Annotated in this window: 21 protein-coding genes, 2 tRNA genes and 1 riboswitch; all 23 genes read left to right on the top strand. The window is 55.5% G+C overall.

The genetic code is table 11. From position 1 onward, the window contains the following. The first annotated feature begins 137 nt into the window (after positions 1–137). The 23 genes from NHF56_RS07760 to NHF56_RS07650 all read left to right on the top strand — a co-directional run bounded on the left by NHF56_RS07760 (position 138) and on the right by NHF56_RS07650 (position 22,534). Positions 138–776, top strand: a complete 639-nt coding sequence (locus NHF56_RS07760; protein WP_252803106.1) for an ATP-dependent Clp protease proteolytic subunit — start codon at positions 138–140, stop codon at positions 774–776. Between the two features lie 262 nt (positions 777–1,038). Continuing rightward, on the top strand, positions 1,039–2,325 hold the full coding sequence (gene clpX, locus NHF56_RS07755; RefSeq protein WP_252803104.1) for an ATP-dependent Clp protease ATP-binding subunit ClpX: 1,287 nt from the start codon (positions 1,039–1,041) through the stop codon (positions 2,323–2,325). A gap of 353 nt (positions 2,326–2,678) precedes the next feature. After that, complete coding sequence (lon, locus tag NHF56_RS07750; RefSeq protein ID WP_252803102.1) at positions 2,679–5,093, top strand: endopeptidase La; 2,415 nt, start codon at positions 2,679–2,681, stop codon at positions 5,091–5,093. Positions 5,094–5,299: 206 nt separating this feature from the next. Then, on the top strand, positions 5,300–5,575 hold the full coding sequence (gene hupB, locus NHF56_RS07745) for a DNA-binding protein HupB (RefSeq protein WP_252803100.1): 276 nt from the start codon (positions 5,300–5,302) through the stop codon (positions 5,573–5,575). Between the two features lie 263 nt (positions 5,576–5,838). After that, a riboswitch (FMN riboswitch) is annotated at positions 5,839–5,987 on the top strand. 96 nt (positions 5,988–6,083) lie between these two features. Then, the gene (locus tag NHF56_RS07740) at positions 6,084–6,986 is read left to right on the top strand and encodes a DMT family transporter (RefSeq protein WP_252803098.1); all 903 of its coding nucleotides are present in this window, start codon (positions 6,084–6,086) and stop codon (positions 6,984–6,986) included. 129 nt (positions 6,987–7,115) lie between these two features. Continuing rightward, a tRNA-Val gene (locus NHF56_RS07735) sits at positions 7,116–7,191 on the top strand. 249 nt (positions 7,192–7,440) lie between these two features. Then, positions 7,441–7,517: transfer RNA gene (locus NHF56_RS07730), tRNA-Asp, on the top strand. 317 nt (positions 7,518–7,834) lie between these two features. Continuing rightward, positions 7,835–8,200, top strand: a complete 366-nt coding sequence (locus tag NHF56_RS07725) for an NADH-quinone oxidoreductase subunit A (RefSeq protein WP_252803096.1) — start codon at positions 7,835–7,837, stop codon at positions 8,198–8,200. Continuing rightward, positions 8,191–8,775, top strand: coding sequence for an NADH-quinone oxidoreductase subunit B family protein (locus tag NHF56_RS07720; RefSeq protein ID WP_252803094.1), 585 nt, complete (start codon positions 8,191–8,193; stop codon positions 8,773–8,775). The genes NHF56_RS07725 and NHF56_RS07720 overlap by 10 nt, the downstream gene beginning before the upstream one ends. Positions 8,776–8,792: 17 nt before the next feature. After that, positions 8,793–9,395 (top strand): NADH-quinone oxidoreductase subunit C, encoded by a 603-nt coding sequence (locus tag NHF56_RS07715; RefSeq protein ID WP_252803092.1) that lies wholly within the window; start codon positions 8,793–8,795, stop codon positions 9,393–9,395. A 12-nt stretch (positions 9,396–9,407) separates the two neighbouring features. Then, a complete protein-coding gene (locus tag NHF56_RS07710) occupies positions 9,408–10,604 on the top strand; it encodes an NADH-quinone oxidoreductase subunit D (RefSeq protein WP_252803090.1) in 1,197 nt (398 codons plus the stop codon). After that, positions 10,601–10,849 (top strand): hypothetical protein, encoded by a 249-nt coding sequence (locus NHF56_RS07705; protein ID WP_252803088.1) that lies wholly within the window; start codon positions 10,601–10,603, stop codon positions 10,847–10,849. The genes NHF56_RS07710 and NHF56_RS07705 overlap by 4 nt, the downstream gene beginning before the upstream one ends. An 18-nt stretch (positions 10,850–10,867) precedes the next feature. Further along, complete coding sequence (gene nuoE / locus NHF56_RS07700) at positions 10,868–11,863, top strand: NADH-quinone oxidoreductase subunit NuoE (RefSeq protein ID WP_252803086.1); 996 nt, start codon at positions 10,868–10,870, stop codon at positions 11,861–11,863. Between the two features lie 12 nt (positions 11,864–11,875). Next, positions 11,876–13,180 (top strand): NADH-quinone oxidoreductase subunit NuoF, encoded by a 1,305-nt coding sequence (nuoF, locus tag NHF56_RS07695; RefSeq protein WP_252803084.1) that lies wholly within the window; start codon positions 11,876–11,878, stop codon positions 13,178–13,180. A 3-nt stretch (positions 13,181–13,183) separates the two neighbouring features. After that, positions 13,184–13,819, top strand: coding sequence for a helix-hairpin-helix domain-containing protein (locus NHF56_RS07690; RefSeq protein ID WP_252803082.1), 636 nt, complete (start codon positions 13,184–13,186; stop codon positions 13,817–13,819). Next, positions 13,819–14,280 (top strand): DUF3291 domain-containing protein, encoded by a 462-nt coding sequence (locus tag NHF56_RS07685; protein ID WP_252803080.1) that lies wholly within the window; start codon positions 13,819–13,821, stop codon positions 14,278–14,280. Before NHF56_RS07690 ends, NHF56_RS07685 begins: the two co-directional genes overlap by 1 nt. A gap of 15 nt (positions 14,281–14,295) precedes the next feature. After that, positions 14,296–16,377: an NADH-quinone oxidoreductase subunit NuoG gene (gene nuoG, locus NHF56_RS07680; protein ID WP_252803078.1), complete on the top strand. Its 2,082-nt coding sequence runs from the start codon at positions 14,296–14,298 to the stop codon at positions 16,375–16,377. 12 nt (positions 16,378–16,389) lie between these two features. Then, positions 16,390–17,433: an NADH-quinone oxidoreductase subunit NuoH gene (gene nuoH / locus NHF56_RS07675; protein ID WP_252803076.1), complete on the top strand. Its 1,044-nt coding sequence runs from the start codon at positions 16,390–16,392 to the stop codon at positions 17,431–17,433. A 2-nt stretch (positions 17,434–17,435) separates the two neighbouring features. Then, positions 17,436–17,927 (top strand): NADH-quinone oxidoreductase subunit NuoI, encoded by a 492-nt coding sequence (gene nuoI, locus NHF56_RS07670; RefSeq protein WP_252803074.1) that lies wholly within the window; start codon positions 17,436–17,438, stop codon positions 17,925–17,927. Positions 17,928–18,057: 130 nt separating this feature from the next. Next, complete coding sequence (locus NHF56_RS07665; protein WP_252803072.1) at positions 18,058–18,672, top strand: NADH-quinone oxidoreductase subunit J; 615 nt, start codon at positions 18,058–18,060, stop codon at positions 18,670–18,672. A 36-nt stretch (positions 18,673–18,708) separates the two neighbouring features. Beyond that, positions 18,709–19,017 carry an NADH-quinone oxidoreductase subunit NuoK gene (nuoK, locus tag NHF56_RS07660; RefSeq protein ID WP_252803071.1) on the top strand — a complete coding sequence of 103 codons (309 nt, stop codon included), beginning with the start codon at positions 18,709–18,711 and terminating at the stop codon, positions 19,015–19,017. Positions 19,018–19,025: 8 nt separating this feature from the next. Further along, on the top strand, positions 19,026–21,023 hold the full coding sequence (gene nuoL, locus NHF56_RS07655; protein ID WP_252803069.1) for an NADH-quinone oxidoreductase subunit L: 1,998 nt from the start codon (positions 19,026–19,028) through the stop codon (positions 21,021–21,023). After that, positions 21,023–22,534 (top strand): NADH-quinone oxidoreductase subunit M, encoded by a 1,512-nt coding sequence (locus NHF56_RS07650; RefSeq protein WP_252803067.1) that lies wholly within the window; start codon positions 21,023–21,025, stop codon positions 22,532–22,534. The genes nuoL and NHF56_RS07650 overlap by 1 nt, the downstream gene beginning before the upstream one ends. Positions 22,535–22,542 lie beyond the last annotated feature (8 nt).

Here is a 22,542-nt window from a genome sequence, read left to right as displayed (position 1 = left end):
GCGCGTGTTTCATGAAAATGTGACATTCTCAGTCGGCGTCTTGAAGATTGCCGGTCAGACACTCTATGTAAGGGTAAGAGAAATAGGTTTGATTCCCCGTTTCAAGTGGATTTGGGGCGAATAGACAAAGGTTGAAGATGACGAATCCGGTAGATACCGCCATGGCGCTCGTTCCAATGGTTGTCGAGCAGACCAATCGTGGTGAGCGCTCCTATGACATTTTTTCCAGATTGCTGAAAGAGCGCATCATTTTTCTGACCGGTCCGGTCGAAGATAACATGGCCACGCTGGTTTGCGCGCAGCTCTTGTTTCTTGAGGCTGAAAACCCCAAGAAGGAAATCGCACTTTATATCAACTCACCGGGTGGCGTCGTAACCTCCGGCATGGCGATTTATGATACGATGCAGTTCATCAAGCCGGCCGTGTCGACGCTTTGCATCGGTCAGGCTGCGTCCATGGGCTCGCTGCTTCTGGCGGCAGGACACAAGGATATGCGTTTTGCAACAGGCAATTCACGCATCATGGTGCACCAGCCCTCCGGTGGGTTTCAAGGGCAGGCATCCGATATCGAGCGGCATGCTCGCGATATCTTGAAGATGAAGCGCCGTCTGAATGAAGTATATGTAAAGCATTGCGGCCGGACCTACGAAGAAGTCGAGACCTCGCTTGATCGCGACAACTTCATGGATGCGGAAGAGGCGCGCGAATGGGGTCTTGTGGATAAGGTCATCTCCTCTCGTGAGGCGATGGAAGCCGCCGCCGAGGCAGGAAAGTGAAATTTGGCTTGCGGACCATAAGGTTATTGGTTCGCAGGTCGCAACGGCTCACTGCCGTTGCTATGTGGAATTAATGCTGTGTTTAACTTTTGGAGCATAGCATTCTGATTTGAACGGGGAAACGTTGCATATGACCGGGAAAGATGCTCTTTTCGGTCTTACAGTACCCTGAAAGCCGATGGGTTCATCGGACCGGTTGGCAAGAGTGGTCCGCGAGGCTCTCCTGAGATAGGGCGTGGCGGCGTGCTGGAAGGAAAGTGATATGAGCAAAGTCAGCGGTGGCAACGGCGGCGACTCCAAGAATACCCTTTATTGTTCGTTCTGCGGCAAAAGCCAGCATGAAGTGCGCAAGCTGATTGCCGGTCCGACGGTATTCATTTGCGATGAGTGCGTGGAACTGTGCATGGATATCATCCGCGAGGAAAACAAATCCTCGATGGTGAAGTCCGGCGACGGCGTTCCCACTCCGCAGGACATCATCAAGACGCTCGACGAGTATGTGATCGGCCAATTCCAGGCCAAGCGCATCCTGTCCGTTGCGGTGCACAATCATTACAAGCGTCTCGCCCATGCCTCGAAGGGCGGCGGCGACGTTGAACTCGCCAAGTCCAACATTCTGTTGGTTGGACCGACCGGTAGCGGCAAGACCTATCTTGCGCAGACCTTGGCGCGGATCATTGACGTTCCGTTCACGATGGCGGACGCCACAACGCTCACCGAGGCCGGCTATGTAGGTGAGGATGTGGAAAACATCATCCTCAAATTGCTTCAGTCCGCCGATTACAACGTCGAACGGGCCCAGCGCGGCATCGTTTACATCGACGAAGTGGACAAGATTTCCCGCAAGTCGGACAATCCGTCCATAACGCGTGACGTATCGGGCGAGGGCGTACAGCAGGCGCTTTTGAAGATCATGGAAGGAACGGTAGCATCCGTGCCGCCGCAGGGCGGGCGCAAGCATCCGCAGCAGGAATTCCTTCAGGTCGATACGACCAACATTCTCTTCATCTGCGGCGGTGCATTTGCCGGTCTCGACAAGGTTATCTCCGCGCGCGGCGAAAAGACGTCGATCGGGTTTGCTGCCAAGGTGCAATCGCCGGAAGATCGTCGTGTGGGTGAAATCCTGCGCGAGCTTGAACCCGAAGATCTGGTCAAATTCGGTCTGATCCCCGAATTCATCGGTCGTTTGCCGGTTTTGGCAACACTCGAAGATCTTGATGAAGATGCTCTGATCCAAATCCTGTCCGAGCCAAAGAACGCTTTGGTCAAGCAGTACCAACGTCTCTTCGAAATGGAAGATGTTGAACTGACCTTCCATGAGGATGCTTTGAGAGCTGTTGCTCGCAGGGCGATCCTGCGCAAGACGGGTGCCCGCGGTCTGCGGTCGATCATGGAGAAGATTCTGCTCGACACCATGTTCGAACTCCCTGCTCTGGAAGGCGTTCGCGAGGTGGTGATTTCCGAAGATGTGGTGGATGGCAATGCCCGACCGCTTTACATCTACGAGGATCGCGACAACGAGAAGGCCAACGCCAACGCGTCAGCCTGATCAAAGCCGTCAGCCAAGCCAACGAAGCCCGGCGACTACGTCGGGCTTTCTCGTTTCAGGCAAGACAATAACAGCATTGCCTTCATCTTGCCGCGGCGCAATATTATGTATTGCAGATCTTTCAGTGGCTGATTCTAGTTCTCACCGGATTTGCGGCACGCAAGTTTCGCTAAAAGTGCAGATGATAAAGTCGGCAATATTGAGCTGGCTTCCAAAAAGGGCTTGGTTTTAACACCTTGAAATTTGGTGCTTAAGACTCCAATTAAAGGGGCATGAAGTCCCACGGGCAGGCTCTTTTTGCGGCAGTGGGATAGCTCGCGCGTCAGCGGGGCTTTCGAAAGGAATAAACAAAGATGACCAATGATATGATTGCGGAAAATGACGGCATTTACCCGGTGCTGCCGCTCAGGGATATCGTCGTATTCCCGCACATGATCGTGCCGCTTTTCGTCGGCCGGGAAAAATCGATCCGGGCTTTGGAAGAAGTCATGGGTTCGGAGCGTCAGATTCTGCTTGCCACCCAGATGAACCCGAGCGATGACGACCCCGCTCCGGACGCTATTTACGAGACCGGCACTGTCGCCAATGTTCTCCAGCTGTTGAAGCTTCCCGACGGCACTGTCAAAGTGCTGGTGGAAGGCAAGGCACGTGCTGCGATCGGCGAATATCTCGGCACCGAGGCCTTTTACGAGGCGCGCGCCGAAATCATGGATGAGCCGGACGAAAGCGCTGTCGAAATGGAAGCACTGAGCCGTTCGGTGGTTTCCGAGTTCGAAAACTACGTCAAGCTGAACAAGAAAATTTCACCCGAGGTAATCTCGGCAGCAAGCCAGATCGAAGACTATTCGAAGCTTGCCGATACGGTAGCTTCCCATCTGTCGATCAAGATCACCGAAAAGCAGGAAATGCTTGCAACCGTGAGCGTCAAGGAGCGTCTGGAAAAGGCACTCGGCTTCATGGAAGGCGAAATCTCGGTTCTCCAGGTCGAAAAGCGCATCCGTTCGCGCGTCAAGCGCCAGATGGAGAAAACTCAGCGCGAATACTATCTGAATGAGCAGATGAAGGCCATTCAGAAGGAGCTGGGCGAGGGTGAAGATGGCCGTGACGAAATGGCCGAGTTGGAAGAGCGCGTCAAGAAGACGAAGCTTTCCAAGGAAGCCCGCGAAAAGGCCGATGCGGAGCTGCGCAAGCTGCGCCAGATGAGCCCGATGTCTGCGGAAGCAACCGTCGTGCGCAACTATCTGGATTGGCTGACGGGTATCCCCTGGAGCAAGCGCTCGAAGGTGAAGACCGATCTTCACTTTGCTGAAGATGTATTGAACTCCGATCACTTCGGCCTGGAAAAGGTCAAGGAGCGGATCGTCGAATATCTCGCGGTTCAGGCGCGCTCCAACAAGATCAAGGGTCCGATCCTTTGCCTCGTCGGCCCGCCCGGCGTGGGCAAGACCTCGCTTGCACGTTCAATTGCCAAGGCAACCGGTCGCGAATATGTGCGTATGGCGCTGGGTGGCGTGCGCGACGAAGCAGAAATCCGCGGTCACCGCCGCACCTATATCGGCTCGATGCCCGGCAAGGTCATTCAGTCGATGAAGAAGGCCAAGAAATCCAACCCGCTCTTCCTGCTCGACGAGATCGACAAGATGGGCCAGGACTTCCGCGGCGATCCGTCTTCTGCACTTCTCGAAGTGTTGGATCCGGAACAGAACTCCACCTTCATGGATCACTACCTTGAAGTGGAATATGATCTGTCCAACGTGATGTTCATCACGACTGCGAACACGATGAATATTCCGGCCCCGTTGATGGACCGTATGGAAGTGATCCGCATCGCCGGTTACACTGAAGATGAAAAGTGCGAAATCGCACGTCGTCACCTTCTGCCCAAGGCGATCAAGGACCATGCGCTGCAGCCGGAAGAGTTCTCGGTTTCCGAAGACGCTTTGGTGTCGATTGTGCGTCACTACACCCGCGAAGCTGGCGTTCGTTCATTCGAGCGTGAGCTGATGAAGCTCGCCCGTAAGGCTGTGACCGAAATACTCAAGGGCAACAGCAAGAAGGTCGAGATCACGGCGGAGAACATCGCCGATTACCTGGGCGTTCCGCGCTTCCGCTACGGCGAAGCCGAGCGCGAAGATCAGGTTGGCGTGGTGACCGGGTTGGCCTGGACGGAAGTCGGCGGCGAACTGTTGACTATCGAAGGCGTCATGATGCCTGGCAAGGGTCGCATGACCGTGACCGGCAACCTGAAGGACGTGATGAAGGAATCGATTTCGGCTGCTGCATCCTATGTGCGGTCCAGGGCGATCGATTTTGGTATCGAACCGCCGCGTTTCGACAAATCCGATATCCACGTTCACGTGCCAGAAGGTGCAACGCCCAAGGATGGACCGTCTGCGGGTGTGGCAATGGCAACCTCCATCGTCTCCATCATGACTGGAATTCCGGTTCGGAAAGACGTTGCGATGACGGGTGAGATCACGCTCCGCGGTCGTGTGCTGCCGATCGGTGGCTTGAAGGAAAAGCTTCTTGCAGCGCTTCGTGGTGGCATCAAGAAGGTGCTTATTCCCGAAGAGAACGCCAAGGACCTGGCGGAAATTCCGGACAATGTGAAGAACGCTCTGGAAATCGTTCCGGTGTCGCGCATGGGAGAGGTCCTGCAACACGCTCTTATCCGCCAACCGGAAGCCATCGAATGGGAAGCCCCGGTCGAAGCTGCTTTGGAAGCGGCAGATACGTCTGAAGAATCAGGCGTCGGGATCGCCCATTGAGGTCAAACTGCTCCGTTTTGAGCAGGCAGAATCTGTGAATATTAAGGGGCCGGTAGCAATACCGGCCTTTTTTCACAGCAAAAACCACCTGTATCCCCTGCAAAATAAGGTGTTGAGCGGTTTTTCGGTTGCGGGAGGCCCCTGCATGACTATTCTGCCCCCCGACGAATAGAGTCGTTTCATACCAGTTAGAAAGGGGTGGAAACATGAACAAGAATGAACTCGTATCTGCTGTTGCAGACAAGGCCGGCATCTCCAAGGGTGACGCAGCTTCTGCCGTTGATGCAGTGTTCGACGCGATCCAGGACGAACTGAAGAAGGGTGGCGATATCCGTCTCGTCGGTTTCGGCAGCTTCTCCGTAAGCCGTCGCGAAGCGTCCAAGGGCCGCAACCCGTCCACGGGCGCTGAAGTTGACATTCCGGCACGCAACGTTCCGAAGTTCTCCGCAGGCAAGGGCCTGAAGGACGCCGTCAACGAATAATTGACGTCAGTTCCAGCCCTCACCATCTGGGCAATGGAATTTGAAACCCGGTGCTTCGCGGCACCGGGTTTTTTGCGTGGGGATTGTATCAATCCGTGTTTGGTGCTGCCTCAATTCAATCGTGGGCTGAAAAGCACGGAGTCCTGACGTGCTGTGTCACGTTGTTCACCGGCGAAGGACAAGATGTGCATCGCAACGCGCTCGTCGCACGTCTTGCGACTTTGTCGAATTTAACCTAGATCTCAGTCGCCGGTTCATTCCGGCATCGTTCTCAGGGCGGGGTGAAAATCCCCACCGGCGGTAAGAGGCCTAGCCTCAAAGCCCGCGAGCGCCATCCGGTCAGCCGGTTGGGACAGCAGATCCGGTGTGACTCCGGAGCCGACGGTTATAGTCCGGATGGAAGAGAATGAGTGAGATGTGATCCGCCGTGAGCCTGACGGGCCCCTGGCGTATTCGCGTTCTTTTCTCATGCCCTGATTTGTGTTGACCCTTTTGAAGGAACAAAGACATGAATCAGATTGTCCTTAAACTTCGCAATTCTCCTGCCATTTCCGGCGCAGCCTATATGGTGGCCTCGGGCATTGCTTTTGCAGCACTTAACGTGCTGATCCAATGGCTGACGATGGTGATGGGTTTTCCCTCCGTGTCGGCCGCATTCTGGCAATACAGTTTCGCGCTTATTTTTTTCCTGCCATATCTGTTTCGCGTTGGTCTTCGGGCAATGCGTACAAAACAGCCCTTCAGCCACCTCACCAGAGTGATTCTCTCCGCGCTCGGCGTACAGCTCTGGGTGATGGGCCTTGCCAATGTTGAGATATGGCAGGCGATTGCCCTTTCCATGACGTCACCGTTTTTCATTGTGCTTGGCGCACGGCTTTTCTTACGCGAATCGGTCGGCCTCGCACGCTGGGCGGCAACATTGACCGGATTCACCGGTGCAATGATTATTCTGCAGCCATGGTCCGACGCTTTCACATGGTCGGCGCTGCTGCCTGTTGCTGCAGCCCTGCTGTGGGGCGCGTCCTCGCTTTACACAAAAGTCCTGACCGCCGAAGAATCGCCTGAAACCATCACGGTGTGGTTGTTGGTGCTGCTGACGCCGATCAACGCGGGCTTGGCAGTCGCATCCGGTATCGAGGTGCCGCATGGGGCGATTCTCGGGCTGTTTCTTGTGGCAGGCGCGCTCACCGCACTGTCGCAATACTTCCTGACGCGTGCCTACGCCTCAGCGGACGCGGCCTATGTGCAGCCTTTCGACGATTTGAAGCTGCCGCTCAATGTTGCCGCCGGATGGATTGTCTTCGGTTATGCTCCAGCAGGCACACTCTGGCTGGGTGCCATTTTGATTCTCGGTGCGTCTCTGTTTCTCATGACGCATGAGTCGCGAAAGGAAAAGCGGGCGAAAGTCTGAACCTCTTGAGCCGGATTGGAGGGCAGGGGCATCCTGCCTTCTTCCGCATTCTCGATTTTTTTCAAAAAAATGACAGAAACCCCTTGCGGAAAATCCCGGTTCCGCATAGATGACGCACACCAACGCGGCGGGCGATTAGCTCAGTTGGTAGAGCGCCTCGTTTACACCGAGGATGTCGGGAGTTCGAGTCTCTCATCGCCCACCATTTTTTTCCTGATAAGATCGTAGAGAACAAAACCAAGCGTCAGAGACGTTATTGGTTTTAAACGTGTTTTCCCAAGCTTTTGAAGAAACCGAATTCATCTGGTTTGTGGACAAACGCGGCTTTGCGGACTCTTTCGGATTATTTTCACAACCATCACATTTTTGTTTTGAAATCTGCTTGACACTTACCCTCATAGCCCTTAATCAGCCGCTCACGGACGCAGCGACGAGCTGCTTCGCAAACAAATGCGCGGGTGTAGCTCAGTCGGTTAGAGTGCCGGCCTGTCACGCCGGAGGTCGCGGGTTCGAGCCCCGTCACTCGCGCCATTTCTTCCTTTGTAAAATTGCAAATGCAAATTTAGGGCTCAGGCGGTGCATTTGAGGCAATCCGCGCCGCTGCGACGAAGTGACCTACTTTTAGAGTTTTTTTGAAACTGCACCTCCGTGAAAGCCGGGCCAAAGGGGATAAAGTCGGACAAATTTCGCTATCGCCTTGATAAACTTTCAAATGGTACTAAGGAAATAATAGCAAGCGACTTGCGCGGCGGCGTGCGCTGCGCTAACCACGCTTGCGATGCAACAATTTCGGCATGTCAGCCGGTCCATTCGGATCAGGTCTCCCACGACATGCAGGGACGGATACGATGACAGAACTTCTCGGTTCCTACATTCCGATCGCAATCTTTATCGGTATTTCTCTGGTGATCGGTCTGGCGCTCCTGATTGCGCCTTTTGCGGTTGCCTATAAAGCGCCCGATTCAGAAAAGCTTTCGGCCTATGAGTGCGGCTTCAACGCATTTGATGATGCGCGTATGAAGTTTGACGTTCGGTTTTATCTCGTGTCGATTCTCTTTATTATCTTCGACCTTGAAGTGGCCTTTCTCTTCCCCTGGGCAGTATCATTCAACGACCTCGGCTGGTTTGGCTTTTGGTCGATGATGGTATTTTTGGGCGTTTTGACGATCGGCTTTATCTATGAATGGAAGAAGGGAGCACTCGAATGGGAGTGACATCCACAAACACCACGCTGGTCGCGCAGCAGCCGAAGGGTATTGTTGACCCTTCGACCGGTAAGCCGGTCGGCGCAAATGATCCTTTTTTCGGTGAGATCAATGATGAACTCGCCGACAAGGGGTTTATCGTAACGGCCACCGACGATCTGATCACCTGGGCGCGAACGGGCTCCCTGATGTGGATGCAGTTCGGTCTTGCCTGTTGCGCCGTTGAGGGTCTGATGCAGGCCTCCGGGCCGCGTTATGACCTGGAGCGTTTTGGCGTCGCACCGCGCGCCTCGCCGCGCCAGTCGGATGTGATGATCGTAGCCGGCACGCTGACGAACAAGATGGCACCGGCGCTACGCAAGGTTTACGACCAGATGCCAGAGCCGCGCTACGTCATTTCCATGGGTTCCTGTGCCAATGGCGGAGGCTACTACCACTATTCCTATTCTGTCGTGCGCGGTTGCGACCGCGTTGTCCCGGTTGATGTTTATGTGCCGGGCTGTCCCCCCACGGCGGAAGCGTTGCTTTACGGCGTTCTTCTTCTCCAGAAGAAAATCCGCCGTACCGGCACGATCGAACGCTAAGGCAAGGCGAGCTATCAATGAGTGAAGCATTGAACGAATTGGCGGCCCATGTCGGTGAGGTGAAGCGCGGTCTGATCGTCGATTCGCAGGTTGCCTATGGCGAACTGACGCTGACGACGACCGCGGAGCATCTTCTGGAGCTTGTGACGTTTTTGCGCGATGATGTAACCTGTGGGTTTATCAATATCGTGGATGTCTGCGGAGCTGATTATCCCGGTCGCGAACAGCGCTACGAAGTTGTCTACCATTTTCTGTCGCCGCGTCAGAACCAGCGTATCCGCGTGAAGATTTCGACCGGCGAAGACGAACCGGTTCCCTCCATCACCTCGATCTTCCCGGGTGCGGGCTGGTTTGAGCGCGAAGCCTACGACATGTACGGGATTTTCTTCGCAGGTCACGACGATCTGCGGCGTATTCTCACCGATTACGGTTTTGAAGGCTATCCGCTGCGCAAGGACTTTCCGCTGACCGGCTATGTGGAAGTGCGTTATGATGATGAAGCAAAGCGTGTGATATATGAGCCTGTCTCGCTGAGACAAGAGTTCCGCAGTTTTGACTTCCTGTCGCCATGGGAAGGCACCGATTATGTGCTGCCAGGCGATGAAAAAGCCGCGAAGTAGGAGCAGTCGAATATGTTGGCAAAAGAGCACTCCGTTCGCAATTTTACGCTGAACTTTGGACCGGAACACCCTTCGGCCCACGGTGTGTTGCGCCTCGTTCTGGAGTTGGACGGTGAAATCGTCGAACGTGCCGATCCGCATATCGGTCTCCTGCACCGCGGCACCGAAAAGCTGATCGAAACGAAAACCTATCTTCAGGCCGTTCCTTATTTCGACCGCCTCGACTACGTGGCGCCGATGAATCAGGAGCATGCGTTCTGTCTGGCGGTGGAAAAGCTGCTGGAACTTGAGATCCCCATGCGCGGTCAATTGATTCGTGTGCTTTTCTCCGAAATAGGTCGCATCCTGTCGCATATCATCAACGTGACGACTCAGGCGATGGACGTCGGGGCAATGACGCCGCCGGTCTGGGGCTTTGAAGAACGCGAAAAGCTGATGGTGTTTTACGAGCGTGCCTGTGGCGCGCGCATGCACGCGGCTTATTTCCGTCCGGGCGGCGTTCATCAGGACATTCCCGATCAGCTGGTCGAGGATATCGGTGCTTGGTGTGATCCCTTCATCAAGGTTCTGGACGATATCGAAGGCCTGTTGACCGGAAACCGCATCTACAAGCAGCGCAACGTCGACATTGGTGTCGTGACGATTGACGACGCTTGGGCCTGGGGCTTCTCCGGTCCTATGGTGCGCGGTTCCGGTGCGGCCTGGGATTTGCGGCGCGCGCAGCCCTATGAGTGCTATTCGGAAATGGATTTCGACATTCCGATCGGCAAAAACGGTGATTGCTATGATCGCTATCTGGTTCGCATGCAGGAAATGCGCGAGTCGGTGAAGATCATGAAGCAGTGCGTTGAGCGTCTGCTCGGCAAGGAGCGGGTCGGGCCAGTGTCATCGCTTGACAACAAGGTGGTTCCGCCGAAGCGCGGTGAGATGAAGCGGTCGATGGAAGCGCTGATCAACCACTTCAAGCTTTACACTGAAGGTTTTCATGTACCCGAAGGTGAAGTTTACGCAGCTGTCGAAGCACCGAAGGGCGAGTTTGGTGTTTATCTGGTGTCGGATGGAACGAACAAACCCTACCGTTGCAAGATCCGCGCTCCGGGCTTTGTGCACCTTCAGGCAATGGACTTTTTGAGCCGCGGCCACATGCTCGCAGACGTGACGGCTATCCTTGGCTCGCTTGATATTGTGTTTGGCGAGGTGGATAGATGATTTCACGCCTTGTCCTGGCGTTTGCATCTTTGTTGATCGCTGGCTCTGCGGCGGCGCAGAGCGTCAGCGGGCTTTCCTCAACCCAGGAAAATCCAACGATGAAGCAGCTGCTGGATGATGGTTATGAAATCAAAGCAGCCGTGCCAAACGGTTCGAAATTTGTAGTGTTTATGCAGAAAGACCAGTCGGCTTTTGCCTGCGAATTCGTCAATTTGACGCAAACGCGGTGCGGAGCCATCAACTGACGAAAGCGTGAAAAAAGAATGTCCGTTCGACGACTAGCCGATGAAAGTGTCCAGCCGGCAAGCTTTGCCTTCAGCAAGGAAAATGCAACCTGGGCCAAGGCAACGATCAAGAAATACCCCAAGGGCCGCGAACAGTCGGCTGTGATTCCGCTCATGATGCGAGCGCAGGAGCAGGAGGGTTGGGTCACGCGCGCTGCCATCGAGACGATCGCTGACATGCTCGGAATGCCCTATATCCGCGCGCTGGAAGTGGCGACATTCTATACCCAGTTCATGCTCAAGCCGGTGGGCACGCGTGCGCATGTTCAGGTCTGCGGAACGACACCGTGCATGTTGCGTGGCTCTGAAGCCCTGATGGATGTCTGCAAGCGCAAGATCAACAAGAACCCGCTGGAAACCAATGAAAGCGGCACCTTGTCCTGGGAAGAGGTCGAATGTCAGGGCGCCTGCGTGAATGCGCCGATGGTTGTCATTTTCAAGGACACTTACGAAGACCTTTCGCCCACGCAGCTTGAATATATCATCGACCGTTTCGAAGCCGGCAAGGGCAGCGATGTGACGCCCGGTCCGCAAATCGACCGCATCTATTCCGCGCCTGAGGGCGGTCTTACGACCCTTCTGGAAGAAACAGCAAAGCCCAAGCGGCCTGCTGCGCCCAAAACAGTTGATACGCCTGTAAAGAAGGCAGCTCCGACGGCTCCAAAACCGGCTGAAACCGAAAAGCCCTCTCTGGAGGACAAGAACCGCCCGGCAGCCGTTGCGAAACCTGAGCAGCCTGATGACCTGAAGCTGATTTCCGGCGTCGGACCGAAGCTGGAAGCGACGCTCAATGAGCTCGGTATCTACACTTATGAGCAGATTGCCAAGTGGACGAAAAAAGAGATTGATTGGGTGGACGGCTACTTGAAGTTCAGAGGCCGCATCGAACGTGACGAATGGCTCAAGCAGGCCAAGGCGCTCGCCAAGGGTGGCGAAGCTGAATATATCAAAGTTTTCGGCAAGAAGCCGCGGTAAGGGGTGAGGTTCATGCTAAAAGATTCCGATCGCATCTTTACCAATATCTATGGTCTGAAAGACAAGTCGCTGAAAGGCGCCATGTCGCGTGGTCATTGGGATGGCACAAAAAAGCTGCTCGAAAAGGGCAGGGACTGGATCATCAACGAAGTCAAGGCATCCGGCTTGCGTGGCCGTGGTGGCGCTGGCTTCCCGACCGGTCTGAAGTGGTCCTTCATGCCGAAGGAAAGCGACGGCCGCCCGCACTATCTCGTCGTCAATGCCGATGAATCCGAGCCCGGCACCTGTAAAGACCGCGACATCATGCGTCACGACCCGCATACGCTGGTTGAAGGCTGTGTCGTTGCATCCTTCGCGATGGGCGCTCACGTGGCCTATATTTACGTGCGCGGTGAATTCATGCGTGAACGTGAAGCGCTGCAGGCAGCGATCGACGAATGTTATGAGGAAGGCCTTCTCGGCAAGAACAATAAGCTTGGCTGGGATATGGACATCTACGTCCATCATGGTGCGGGCGCTTATATCTGCGGTGAAGAGACTGCGCTGCTCGAAAGCCTGGAAGGCAAGAAGGGACAGCCGCGCCTGAAACCGCCATTCCCGGCCAATATGGGCCTCTACGGTTGCCCGACAACGGTCAACAACGTCGAGTCTATTGCGGTCACGCCGACCATTTTGCGCCGTGGTGCTGGATGGTACGCAAGTTTTGGCCGCCCTAACAATGCCGGTACCAAGCTTTATTCGATTTCCGGACACGTGAATCGTCCCTGCACGGTGGAAGAAGCCATGTCGATCAGCTTTGAAGAGTTGATCGAAAAACACTGTGGTGGCATCCGCGGTGGCTGGGACAATCTTCTTGCGGTTATTCCGGGTGGGTCGTCGGTTCCCTGCGTACCGGGCGATCAGATGCGTGAGGCCATTATGGACTATGACGGGCTGAAAGAGCTTGGCTCTGGTCTCGGCACGGCTGCTGTCATCGTCATGGATAAATCCACTGATATCGTCAAAGCAATCTGGCGGCTGGCGGCATTCTACAAGCACGAAAGCTGCGGTCAGTGTACGCCTTGCCGTGAAGGCACGGGTTGGATGATGCGCGTGATGGACCGCATGGTGAAGGGCAATGCTTCGAGGGAAGAGATCGACATGTTGTTCCAGGTCACCAAGCAGATTGAAGGTCACACGATCTGCGCGCTTGGCGATGCTGCCGCATGGCCGATCCAGGGCCTGATCAAGCATTTCCGCCCCGTCATGGAAGCGCGCATCGACCAATACACGGCCAATGCCATGGCACATGGCGTTGTCATGGAGGCCGCAGAGTAAGTGATGAACACCAGTCGCGACACAGGTGGTGTAAATGAGACCCCCGCTGAAAAAGCGGTGGAGGATCTCGTGCGCGCATCTGCCGACGCGATGGAAATGGCCATGAAGGGCGAGTGGGCAAAGGATATCGATGCCGCAGCACCGCCAATTCATCCGCTGCTTGCGCATCCAACCGCACTGATGGCCGCCGCGACTGTGGTTGGCATGGGTGTATCCAGCCAACTGGCCGGTATGTGGCTTGGCTTTATGAAAGGCTTTGTTGAAACGGCTTCTCATGAAGCCGAAGGCCAAGAGCCTGAACAGCCGCCGAAGACATCTACAGAAAAGACCGACGCGCTGCGCGTGGTGGCCGATAATAATAATAATACGCAAGTGCGGAAGAAAACGGCGGTTCAGAGAGCGTCCTCCAAGGCGCACAGCAAGTCAGTGGCTGGTGGTGACGATCTGAAGCGCATTTCCGGCATCGGGCCCAAGCTGGCGTCTGTGCTGGCGGAACGCGGTTTTGCAACCTATGCGGCGATTGCTGCGATGAATGTGGAAGCGGCTGAGGCCCTTGACCGGGATTTGGGGTTGGACGGACGCATAGACCGCGACGATTGGATTGGCCAGGCAAAGGCGCTGATGGAGGATGATTCCTGATGCAGCTCGCAGAACTCAACATTGCCCGGTTGCTGTACCCGCAGGACGATCTGCGTGTGAAGCCATTCATGGATGCGCTTGATCTCGTCAACGGAATTGCTGAACGGTCTGATGGCTTTGTGTGGCGGCTGAAAGATGATAGCGGCAACGCGACGGAGATCGATCCGTTTGGCGATCCGCAGCTGATTGTGAATTTGAGTGTCTGGCGTGATGCCAATGCGCTCGAGAAATTTGTCTGGAACACTGTGCACAAACAGTTTTACAGACGCCGGGCCGAATGGTTTTCGGTGATGAAAATGGAGCACTTTGCCATGTGGTTTGTCGAAGACGGCCACACGCCCACGGTGGACGAGGCAAAGGAGCGGCTTGAATATCTGAACGAGCATGGCAACAGCGATTATGCCTTCGGCTGGTCGCATTTGCCGGAAGTAAAACTCTGGCTCGAAGCACGGTGTGCGTGAGGCGGGAAGGCGAATATGACGAAGCTGAAAGTAGACGGTAAAGAGATCGAGGTTCCGGATCATTTCACACTGCTCCAGGCGTGTGAGGAGGCCGGTGCTGAGGTGCCGCGCTTCTGTTTTCATGAACGGTTGTCGGTTGCCGGCAATTGCCGCATGTGTTTGATCGAAGTGAAGGGCGGGCCGCCGAAGCCGGCTGCGTCCTGCGCCATGGGCGTGCGCGACATTCGTGGCGGCCCCAACGGCGAACTTCCCGAAGTCTTCACCAATACACCGATGGTGAAAAAGGCCCGCGAAGGCGTGATGGAGTTTCTGCTGATCAACCATCCACTGGATTGTCCGATTTGCGATCAGGGCGGCGAATGCGATCTGCAGGACCAGGCAATGGCCTATGGTGCAGGTTCTTCCCGTTATGCTGAGGACAAGCGTGCCGTCGAGGACAAATATATCGGCCCGCTCGTCAAAACGGTCATGAACCGCTGCATTCACTGCACGCGTTGCGTTCGCTTCACGACAGAGGTCGGCGGCATCACCGAGCTTGGCCTGACAGGTCGCGGCGAAGATGCCGAAATCACCACCTATCTCGAACAGGCCATGACGTCCGAGCTGCAGGGCAACGTTGTTGACCTCTGCCCGGTTGGCGCTCTGACATCCAAGCCGTTTGCCTTTACCGCCCGTCCTTGGGAACTGAACAAGACCGAAACCATCGACGTGATGGATGCGGTCGGCTCTGCCATTCGCGTTGACACGCGTGGCCGCGAAGTGATGCGCGTCATGCCGCGTGTCAACGAAGAGGTGAACGAGGAGTGGATTTCCGACAAGACCCGCTTCATCTGGGACGGATTGCGCACGCAGCGCCTTGATAGGCCTTACGTCCGCAAGGACGGAAAGCTGATGCCGGCAAGCTGGCCGGAAGCGTTTGCTGCGATCAAATCTGCCATTGCAGCAACCTCAGGCGACAAGATCGGTGCCATCGCGGGCGATCTGGCAAGCGTTGAAGAAATGTATGCGCTTGGCGAGCTTATGAAATCGCTGGGTTCGGAAAATCTCGATTGCCGTCAGTCGGGCGCAAAACTCGATCCCGCGCTTGGCCGTGCATCCTATCTCTTCAATCCGTCCATCGTGGGCATTGAAGAGGCTGATGCGTTTCTCATTATCGGAACCAATCCGCGTTATGACGCGTCCGTCTTGAATGCACGCATTCGCAAGCGCTGGCGTCAGGGTGGCGCTGAAATAGGCGTTATCGGTGAAGAAGGCGAATACCGCTACGGCCACGAATATCTGGGTTCCGGTCCGGAAACGCTTGCAGCCGTCGCCGACGGTACCAACAAGTTTTTTGCCAAGCTGAAAAAAGCCAAGAAGCCGATGATCATCATCGGGCAGGGCGCTCTTCAGCGCAACGACGGTGCTGGCGTTCTGGCCACCGCTGCAAAACTTGCAGAAGCCTGCGGCGCAGTCAGCGCTTCCTGGAATGGCTTTGCCGTTCTGCACACCGCCGCAAGTATGGTTGGTGGCCTGGATCTCGGCTTTGTTCCCGGGAAAAACGGTGTCGACGCGGCAAAGCAGCTGAGCTCGATGGACGTGCTGTTCCTTCTGGGCGCAGACGAAATGGACTTCTCGAAGAAGACGGCTGGCTTCACTGTTTATATCGGCAGTCACGGCGACGCCGGCGCAATGGCGGCGGATGTCATTCTGCCGGGAGCGGCCTACACGGAAAAGTCCGGCACCTGGGTGAACACCGAAGGTCGCGTTCAAATGGGCAACCGCGCCGGCTTTGCGCCGGGGGAGGCCAAGGAAGATTGGGCGATCCTTCGCGCGCTTTCAGATGCGCTGGGCCACAAGCTTCCCTTTGATTCGCTGAATGGATTGCGGGCAAAGCTCTACGAAGCCTATCCGCATTTTGCCGAAATCGATGAGATCAAACCGGGCGACAGTGCCGAAATTGCGGCGCTTGCGAAAAAATCCGGTTCGATGAACAAATCCGGGTTTGCAAGCGCGGTCAAAGACTTCTATTTGACGAACCCGATAGCGCGTGCTTCAGCCGTCATGGCCGAGTGCTCTGCGCTTGCGGCTAATAATTTCAAGGCCGCGGCGGAATAAGGTTAGGGGATAATGGACGCATTTCTTTCAACTTACGTCTGGCCTGGGTTGATCATGGTGGGGCAGTCGCTGCTTCTCCTGGTGGCTCTGCTGATTTTTATCGCCTATGTCCTGCTTGCCGACCGTAAGATCTGGGCCGCTGTTCAGATGCGCCGCGGACCAAACGTCGTTGGCCCCTGGGGACTGTTTCAATCGTTTGCCGACCTGTTGAAGTTCGTCTTCAAGGAACCGGTCATTCCGGCGGGCGCCAACAAGGGTGTGTTTCTTCTGGCACCGCTCGTTGCAGTCACGCTGGCGCTGGCGACCTGGGCTGTTGTGCCCTTGGCTGACGGTTGGGTGATTGCCAATATCAATGTCGGCATCCTGTACATTTTCGCGATTTCATCGCTCGAGGTATACGGCATTATCATGGGCGGCTGGGCGTCCAACTCGAAGTATCCGTTCCTGGGTGCTCTGCGCTCTGCGGCTCAGATGGTGTCCTATGAAGTGTCGATCGGTTTCGTGATCGTGACCGTGCTTCTGACGGTGGGATCGCTGAACCTGACCGACATTGTCATGGCGCAGTCCGATGGTCTGGGAACCCGTCTCGGTCTGCCCAATACGTTCCTCGACTGGAACTGGCTGGCGCTGTTCCCGATGTTCATCGTGTTCTTCATTTCGGCCCTTGCCGAAACCAACCGTCCGCCTTTCGATCTTCCCGAGGCTGAATCGGAATTGGTTGCAGGCTTCATGGTGGAATACGGCTCAACGCCTTACATGATGTTCATGCTGGGTGAATATGCCGCCATCTGCCTGATGTGTGCTTTGACCACGATCCTCTTCCTCGGCGGTTGGCTGCCTCCTGTCGATGTCTGGTTCCTCAACTGGATCCCCGGCATCTTCTGGTTCGTGCTGAAGGCATCCATGGTCTTCTTCATGTTCGGCATGGTGAAGGCATTCGTTCCACGCTACCGTTACGACCAGCTTATGCGTCTCGGCTGGAAGGTCTTCCTTCCGATTTCGCTTTTCATGGTTGTTGTCGTGGCATTCGTACTCAAACTGACGGGATGGGCGTAAAAATGACCGCTGTTTCCCAATTCTTCAACGCAATCTTCCTGAAGGAATTCGTCGGGGCTTTTTTCCTGTCGATGCGCTATTTCTTCGGCCCGAAGGCGACTGTGAACTATCCCTTCCAAAAGGGTCCGGTCAGCCCGCGGTTCCGCGGTGAGCATGCGCTGCGTCGCTACCCCAATGGTGAAGAGCGTTGCATTGCCTGCAAGCTTTGCGAGGCGATCTGTCCTGCTCAGGCGATCACCATCGAGGCCGGCCCGCGCCGCAACGACGGCACCCGCCGCACCGTTCGTTATGACATTGACATGGTGAAATGCATCTATTGCGGCTTCTGTCAGGAAGCATGCCCTGTGGATGCGATCGTCGAGGGTCCGAACTTCGAATTTGCGACGGAAACCCGCGAAGAACTCTACTACGACAAGGCGCGCCTTTTGGAAAACGGCGACCGGTGGGAGCGTGAAATTGCGGCCAATATCGCGATGGATGCGCCTTACCGCTAATCCATCGTTCACGCCGGTACAGGAAATCGTTCCGTGCCGGCAAAAACTGACAGCCGAGGTGAGGGGGACAATCCTGCCTCGGGCCGGAACAGGCAACTGCTTCCGGAGGAGATAACAAAAGGCACCTACCATGGGTCTCCAGGCTCTGTTTTTCTATATTTTCGCCTTCATCGCGATTGCATCGGCATTCATGGTGATTTCAGCACGTAACCCGGTTCATTCGGTACTGTTCCTGATCCTCACCTTCTTCAATGCGGCGGGTCTGTTTCTGCTGACCGGCGCAGAGTTCCTGGCGATGATCCTTCTGGTGGTCTATGTCGGTGCCGTGGCGGTTCTTTTCCTTTTCGTTGTGATGATGCTCGATGTGGACTTCGCTGCACTGCGCACAAAAGCGCTCGAATACGCACCTGTCGGCGCACTTATCGGTATCATTCTTGCCGCTGAGCTGATTGTCGTGATTGGCGGATCGGTAATTTCGCCTGAACTGGCGCAGAACACTGCCATGCCTATTCCGGCCGTTTCGGAACGGACCAACACAGCGGCCTTGGGTGATGTTCTCTACACCCATTACGTCTTCTACTTTCAGCTCGCTGGCCTGGTTCTGCTGGTCGCAATGATCGGCGCAATCGTCTTGACGCTGAAGCACCGCGTGGACATCAAGCGGCAGAATATTGCCGCGCAGGTCGCCCGCACACCCGCGACCGGTGTTGAAGTGGTGAAGGTGAAGCCGGGACAGGGAATTTAATGCCGGGACGGCAAAGATTTAAGGACTAGAAAGAACATGGAAATCGGTATTTCCCATTATCTCACGGTCAGCGCCATCCTGTTTACGCTTGGCATTGCCGGTATTTTTCTGAACCGCAAGAACGTGATCGTCATCCTGATGTCGGTTGAACTCATTCTGCTCGCCGTCAACATCAACATGGTCGCATTCTCGACCTTCCTGAACGATATTGCCGGTCAGGTCTTTGCATTGTTCATTCTGACCGTCGCCGCAGCGGAAGCGGCGATCGGTCTTGCAATTCTCGTCGTCTTCTACCGCAACCGCGGCTCTATTGCCGTGGAAGACGTCAACGTGATGAAGGGCTGATCGACATCATGGATATGCTCATCAAAGCTATTGTCTTCCTGCCACTGATTGGCGCGCTGATTGCCGGTTTTGCCGGCAATTCCATTGGAGCCAAGGCATCGGAATATGTCACAAGCGGCCTGATGGTCCTTGTCGCCCTGTTCTCCTGGATCGTTTTCAACGGCGTTGCCTTTGGTCACGAAGAAGAAGCCCTGGTCATACCGGTTTTGAACTGGATCCAGTCCGGCAATCTCGACGTTCAGTGGGCGCTGCGGGTTGATACGCTGACTGCGGTGATGTTCGTGGTGGTGAATACGGTGTCATCATTGGTGCACATCTATTCGATTGGCTACATGCATCACGATCCGCATCGTCCGCGTTTCTTTGCCTATCTGTCGCTCTTCACCTTCGCGATGTTGATGCTGGTAACCTCCGACAACCTGCTGCAGATGTTCTTCGGCTGGGAAGGTGTCGGCCTGGCGTCTTATCTGCTGATCGGCTTCTGGTATAAGAAGCCCTCGGCAAGTGCCGCTGCGATGAAGGCCTTTATCGTGAACCGTGTTGGCGACTTCGGTTTCGCCCTCGGCATTTTCGGTGTCTTCGTGCTGTTCGGCTCCATCAACATGGAAACGATTTTTGCCGCTGCGCCGACATTCCTGCCGGCTGAGGGCGCTGAGAGCGCAGCCGCCATGGTCAACTTCTTTGGCATGAACCTTGATGCTGAAGGTGCGTTGAACGTCGTCTGCCTGCTGCTCTTCATGGGGGCGATGGGTAAGTCTGCTCAATTCCTGCTGCACACCTGGCTGCCTGACGCCATGGAAGGTCCGACGCCGGTTTCGGCTCTGATCCATGCCGCAACCATGGTCACAGCCGGCGTCTTTCTTGTGGCGCGCATGTCGCCGCTGTTTGAACTGGCTCACACGGCCTTGCTGGTCGTGACCATCATCGGTGCCATCACCGCCTTCTTCGCCGCCACCGTTGGTCTCGTTCAAAACGATATCAAGCGCGTGATTGCCTACTCGACCTGTTCGCAGCTCGGTTACATGTTTGTGGCGCTTGGTGTTGGCGCCTACGGCGCGGCCATTTTCCACCTGTTCACGCACGCCTTCTTCAAGGCGCTCTTGTTCCTGGGTGCGGGTTCGGTGATCCACGCGGTTTCCGACGAGCAGGACATGCGCCATATGGGTGGTCTGCGTAAGCACATTCCCGTTACGTACTGGATGATGATGATTGGAACGCTCGCGCTCACCGGTGTCGGCATTCCCTTTACCGCAATCGGCACGGCAGGCTTCTTCTCCAAGGATGCCATCATTGAATCCTCTTATGCTGCCCACAGTGCAGCATCCGGATTCGCCTTCGCACTGCTGGTCATTGCAGCCCTGTTTACGAGTTTCTACTCTTGGCGTCTGACCTTCATGACATTCCACGGCAAGCCGCGCGCCTCTGCTGACGTCATGCATCATGTTCATGAGTCGCCGATGGTCATGCTGGTTCCGCTGTTCATCCTCGGATTTGGCGCGCTGCTGGCCGGCTTTGTCTTCCACGACTTCTTCTTCGGTGAAGAATATAGCGAGTTCTGGAAGAGTGCTTTGTTCACGCTTCCCGACAACGAGATTATTCATCACGTTCATGAGGTCCCGGCATGGGTGAAGCTCAGTCCGTTCGTCGCGATGCTTCTTGGTCTGGTCATCGCCTGGTACATGTATATCGTATCGCCGCAGACCCCGAAGCGCCTCGCTTCACAGTACCACCTGCTTTACAACTTCCTTTTGAACAAGTGGTACTTCGACGAAATTTACGACTTTCTCTTTGTGCGTTCGGCGAAGTGGCTTGGCCGGTTCCTGTGGAAGCAGGGTGATGGCCGCGTCATCGATGGTTATGGTCCCAATGGTGTCGCTGCCCGTGTGATGGATATCACCGGCCGTGTGGTCCGCCTGCAGACCGGCTATCTCTACCACTACGCCTTTGCAATGCTGATCGGCATTGCTGCACTTGTTACCTGGATGATGCTTGGGAGTGCCCTTTAATGTCCGAATGGCCAATCCTCTCGCTGGTCACTTTCCTGCCGTTGGTCGGCGTTCTTGCCCTGCTTCTCACGGGTGACAAGACTGCTTCTGACCGCCGCAATGTGCTGTCTGTTTCGCTTTTTGTGACCTTGGCGACCTTTGCCCTTTCGCTTCTGATCTGGGTTGATTTCGACAATGCCAATCCCGGCTTCCAGATGATGGAGAAGCATGCCTGGCTGAACACGGGCATTTCCTATGCCGTCGGCGTTGACGGTATCTCCATGCTCTTCGTCATACTGACGACCTTCCTCATGCCGTTCTGCGTGCTGGCCAGCTGGTTTGCCGTCGAAAAGCGCATCAAGGAATACATGATTGCGTTCCTGATCCTCGAAACACTGATGATCGGTGTCTTCGTGTCTCTCGATATCGTGCTTTTTTATGTATTCTTCGAAGCCGGCTTGATCCCGATGTTCATCATCATTGGCGTCTGGGGCGGCAAGGATCGCGTTTACGCAAGTTACAAGTTCTTCCTTTATACGCTGCTCGGCTCGGTTTTGATGCTTCTGGCCATCATGGCCATGTATTGGGATGCAGGCACCACCAGTATTCCTGATCTCCTGCAGCATCCGTTCCCGGTTCAGATGCAGACGTGGCTATGGCTTGCCTTCTTCGCTTCTTTCGCGGTGAAGATGCCGATGTGGCCGGTGCACACATGGCTTCCCGATGCCCACGTTCAGGCACCCACCGCTGGCTCGGTGATCCTGGCCGGCATTCTCCTGAAGCTGGGCGGTTACGGGTTTATCCGCTTCTCGCTCGGAATGTTCCCGGTCGCGTCCGACTATTTCGCGCCCTTTGTCTTCACGCTTTCGGTGGTGGCGATCATCTATACCTCGCTGGTGGCGATGATGCAGGAGGATATCAAGAAGCTGATCGCTTACTCCTCTGTGGCGCATATGGGCTACGTGACGATGGGTATCTTCGCAGCCAATGCGCAGGGCGTCCAGGGTGCGATCTTCCAGATGCTCTCCCACGGTATCGTTTCGGCTGCGCTATTCCTTTGCGTTGGCGTCGTCTACGACAGGCTGCACACGCGTGAGATCGATGCCTATGGCGGTCTCGTGAACAACATGCCGAAATATGCCGTGGCCTTCATGGTGTTCACGATGGCCAATGTTGGCCTTCCCGGAACGTCCGGTTTTGTCGGCGAATTCCTCACCCTGCTTGGCGCATTTGAGGCCAATACCTATGTCGCCCTGTTTGCAACGACGGGTGTGATCCTTTCGGCCGCTTACGCACTGTGGCTCTACCGCCGCGTGATCTGGGGCGCTTTGGAAAAGGAAAAGCTCAAGGCACTGCTTGATCTGTCAGCCCGCGAGAAACTTATTCTTTATCCGCTGGCGGCTGCCACCATCTTCTTCGGTGTCTATCCGGCACCGGTTTTTGATGCGACTGCGGCTTCGGTCGACCTGCTTTTGAAAAACTATACGACTGCAATCGAAGCGGCGCAGAACGTTGCGCTGACGATGAACTGACGACGGGA

The organism is Rhizobium sp. L1K21, assembly GCF_024055895.1.
GTDB lineage: Bacteria > Pseudomonadota > Alphaproteobacteria > Rhizobiales > Rhizobiaceae > Ensifer_A.
Note: the sequence above shows the minus strand (reverse complement) of the source record. Positions and strands in the feature narration are given on the sequence as shown.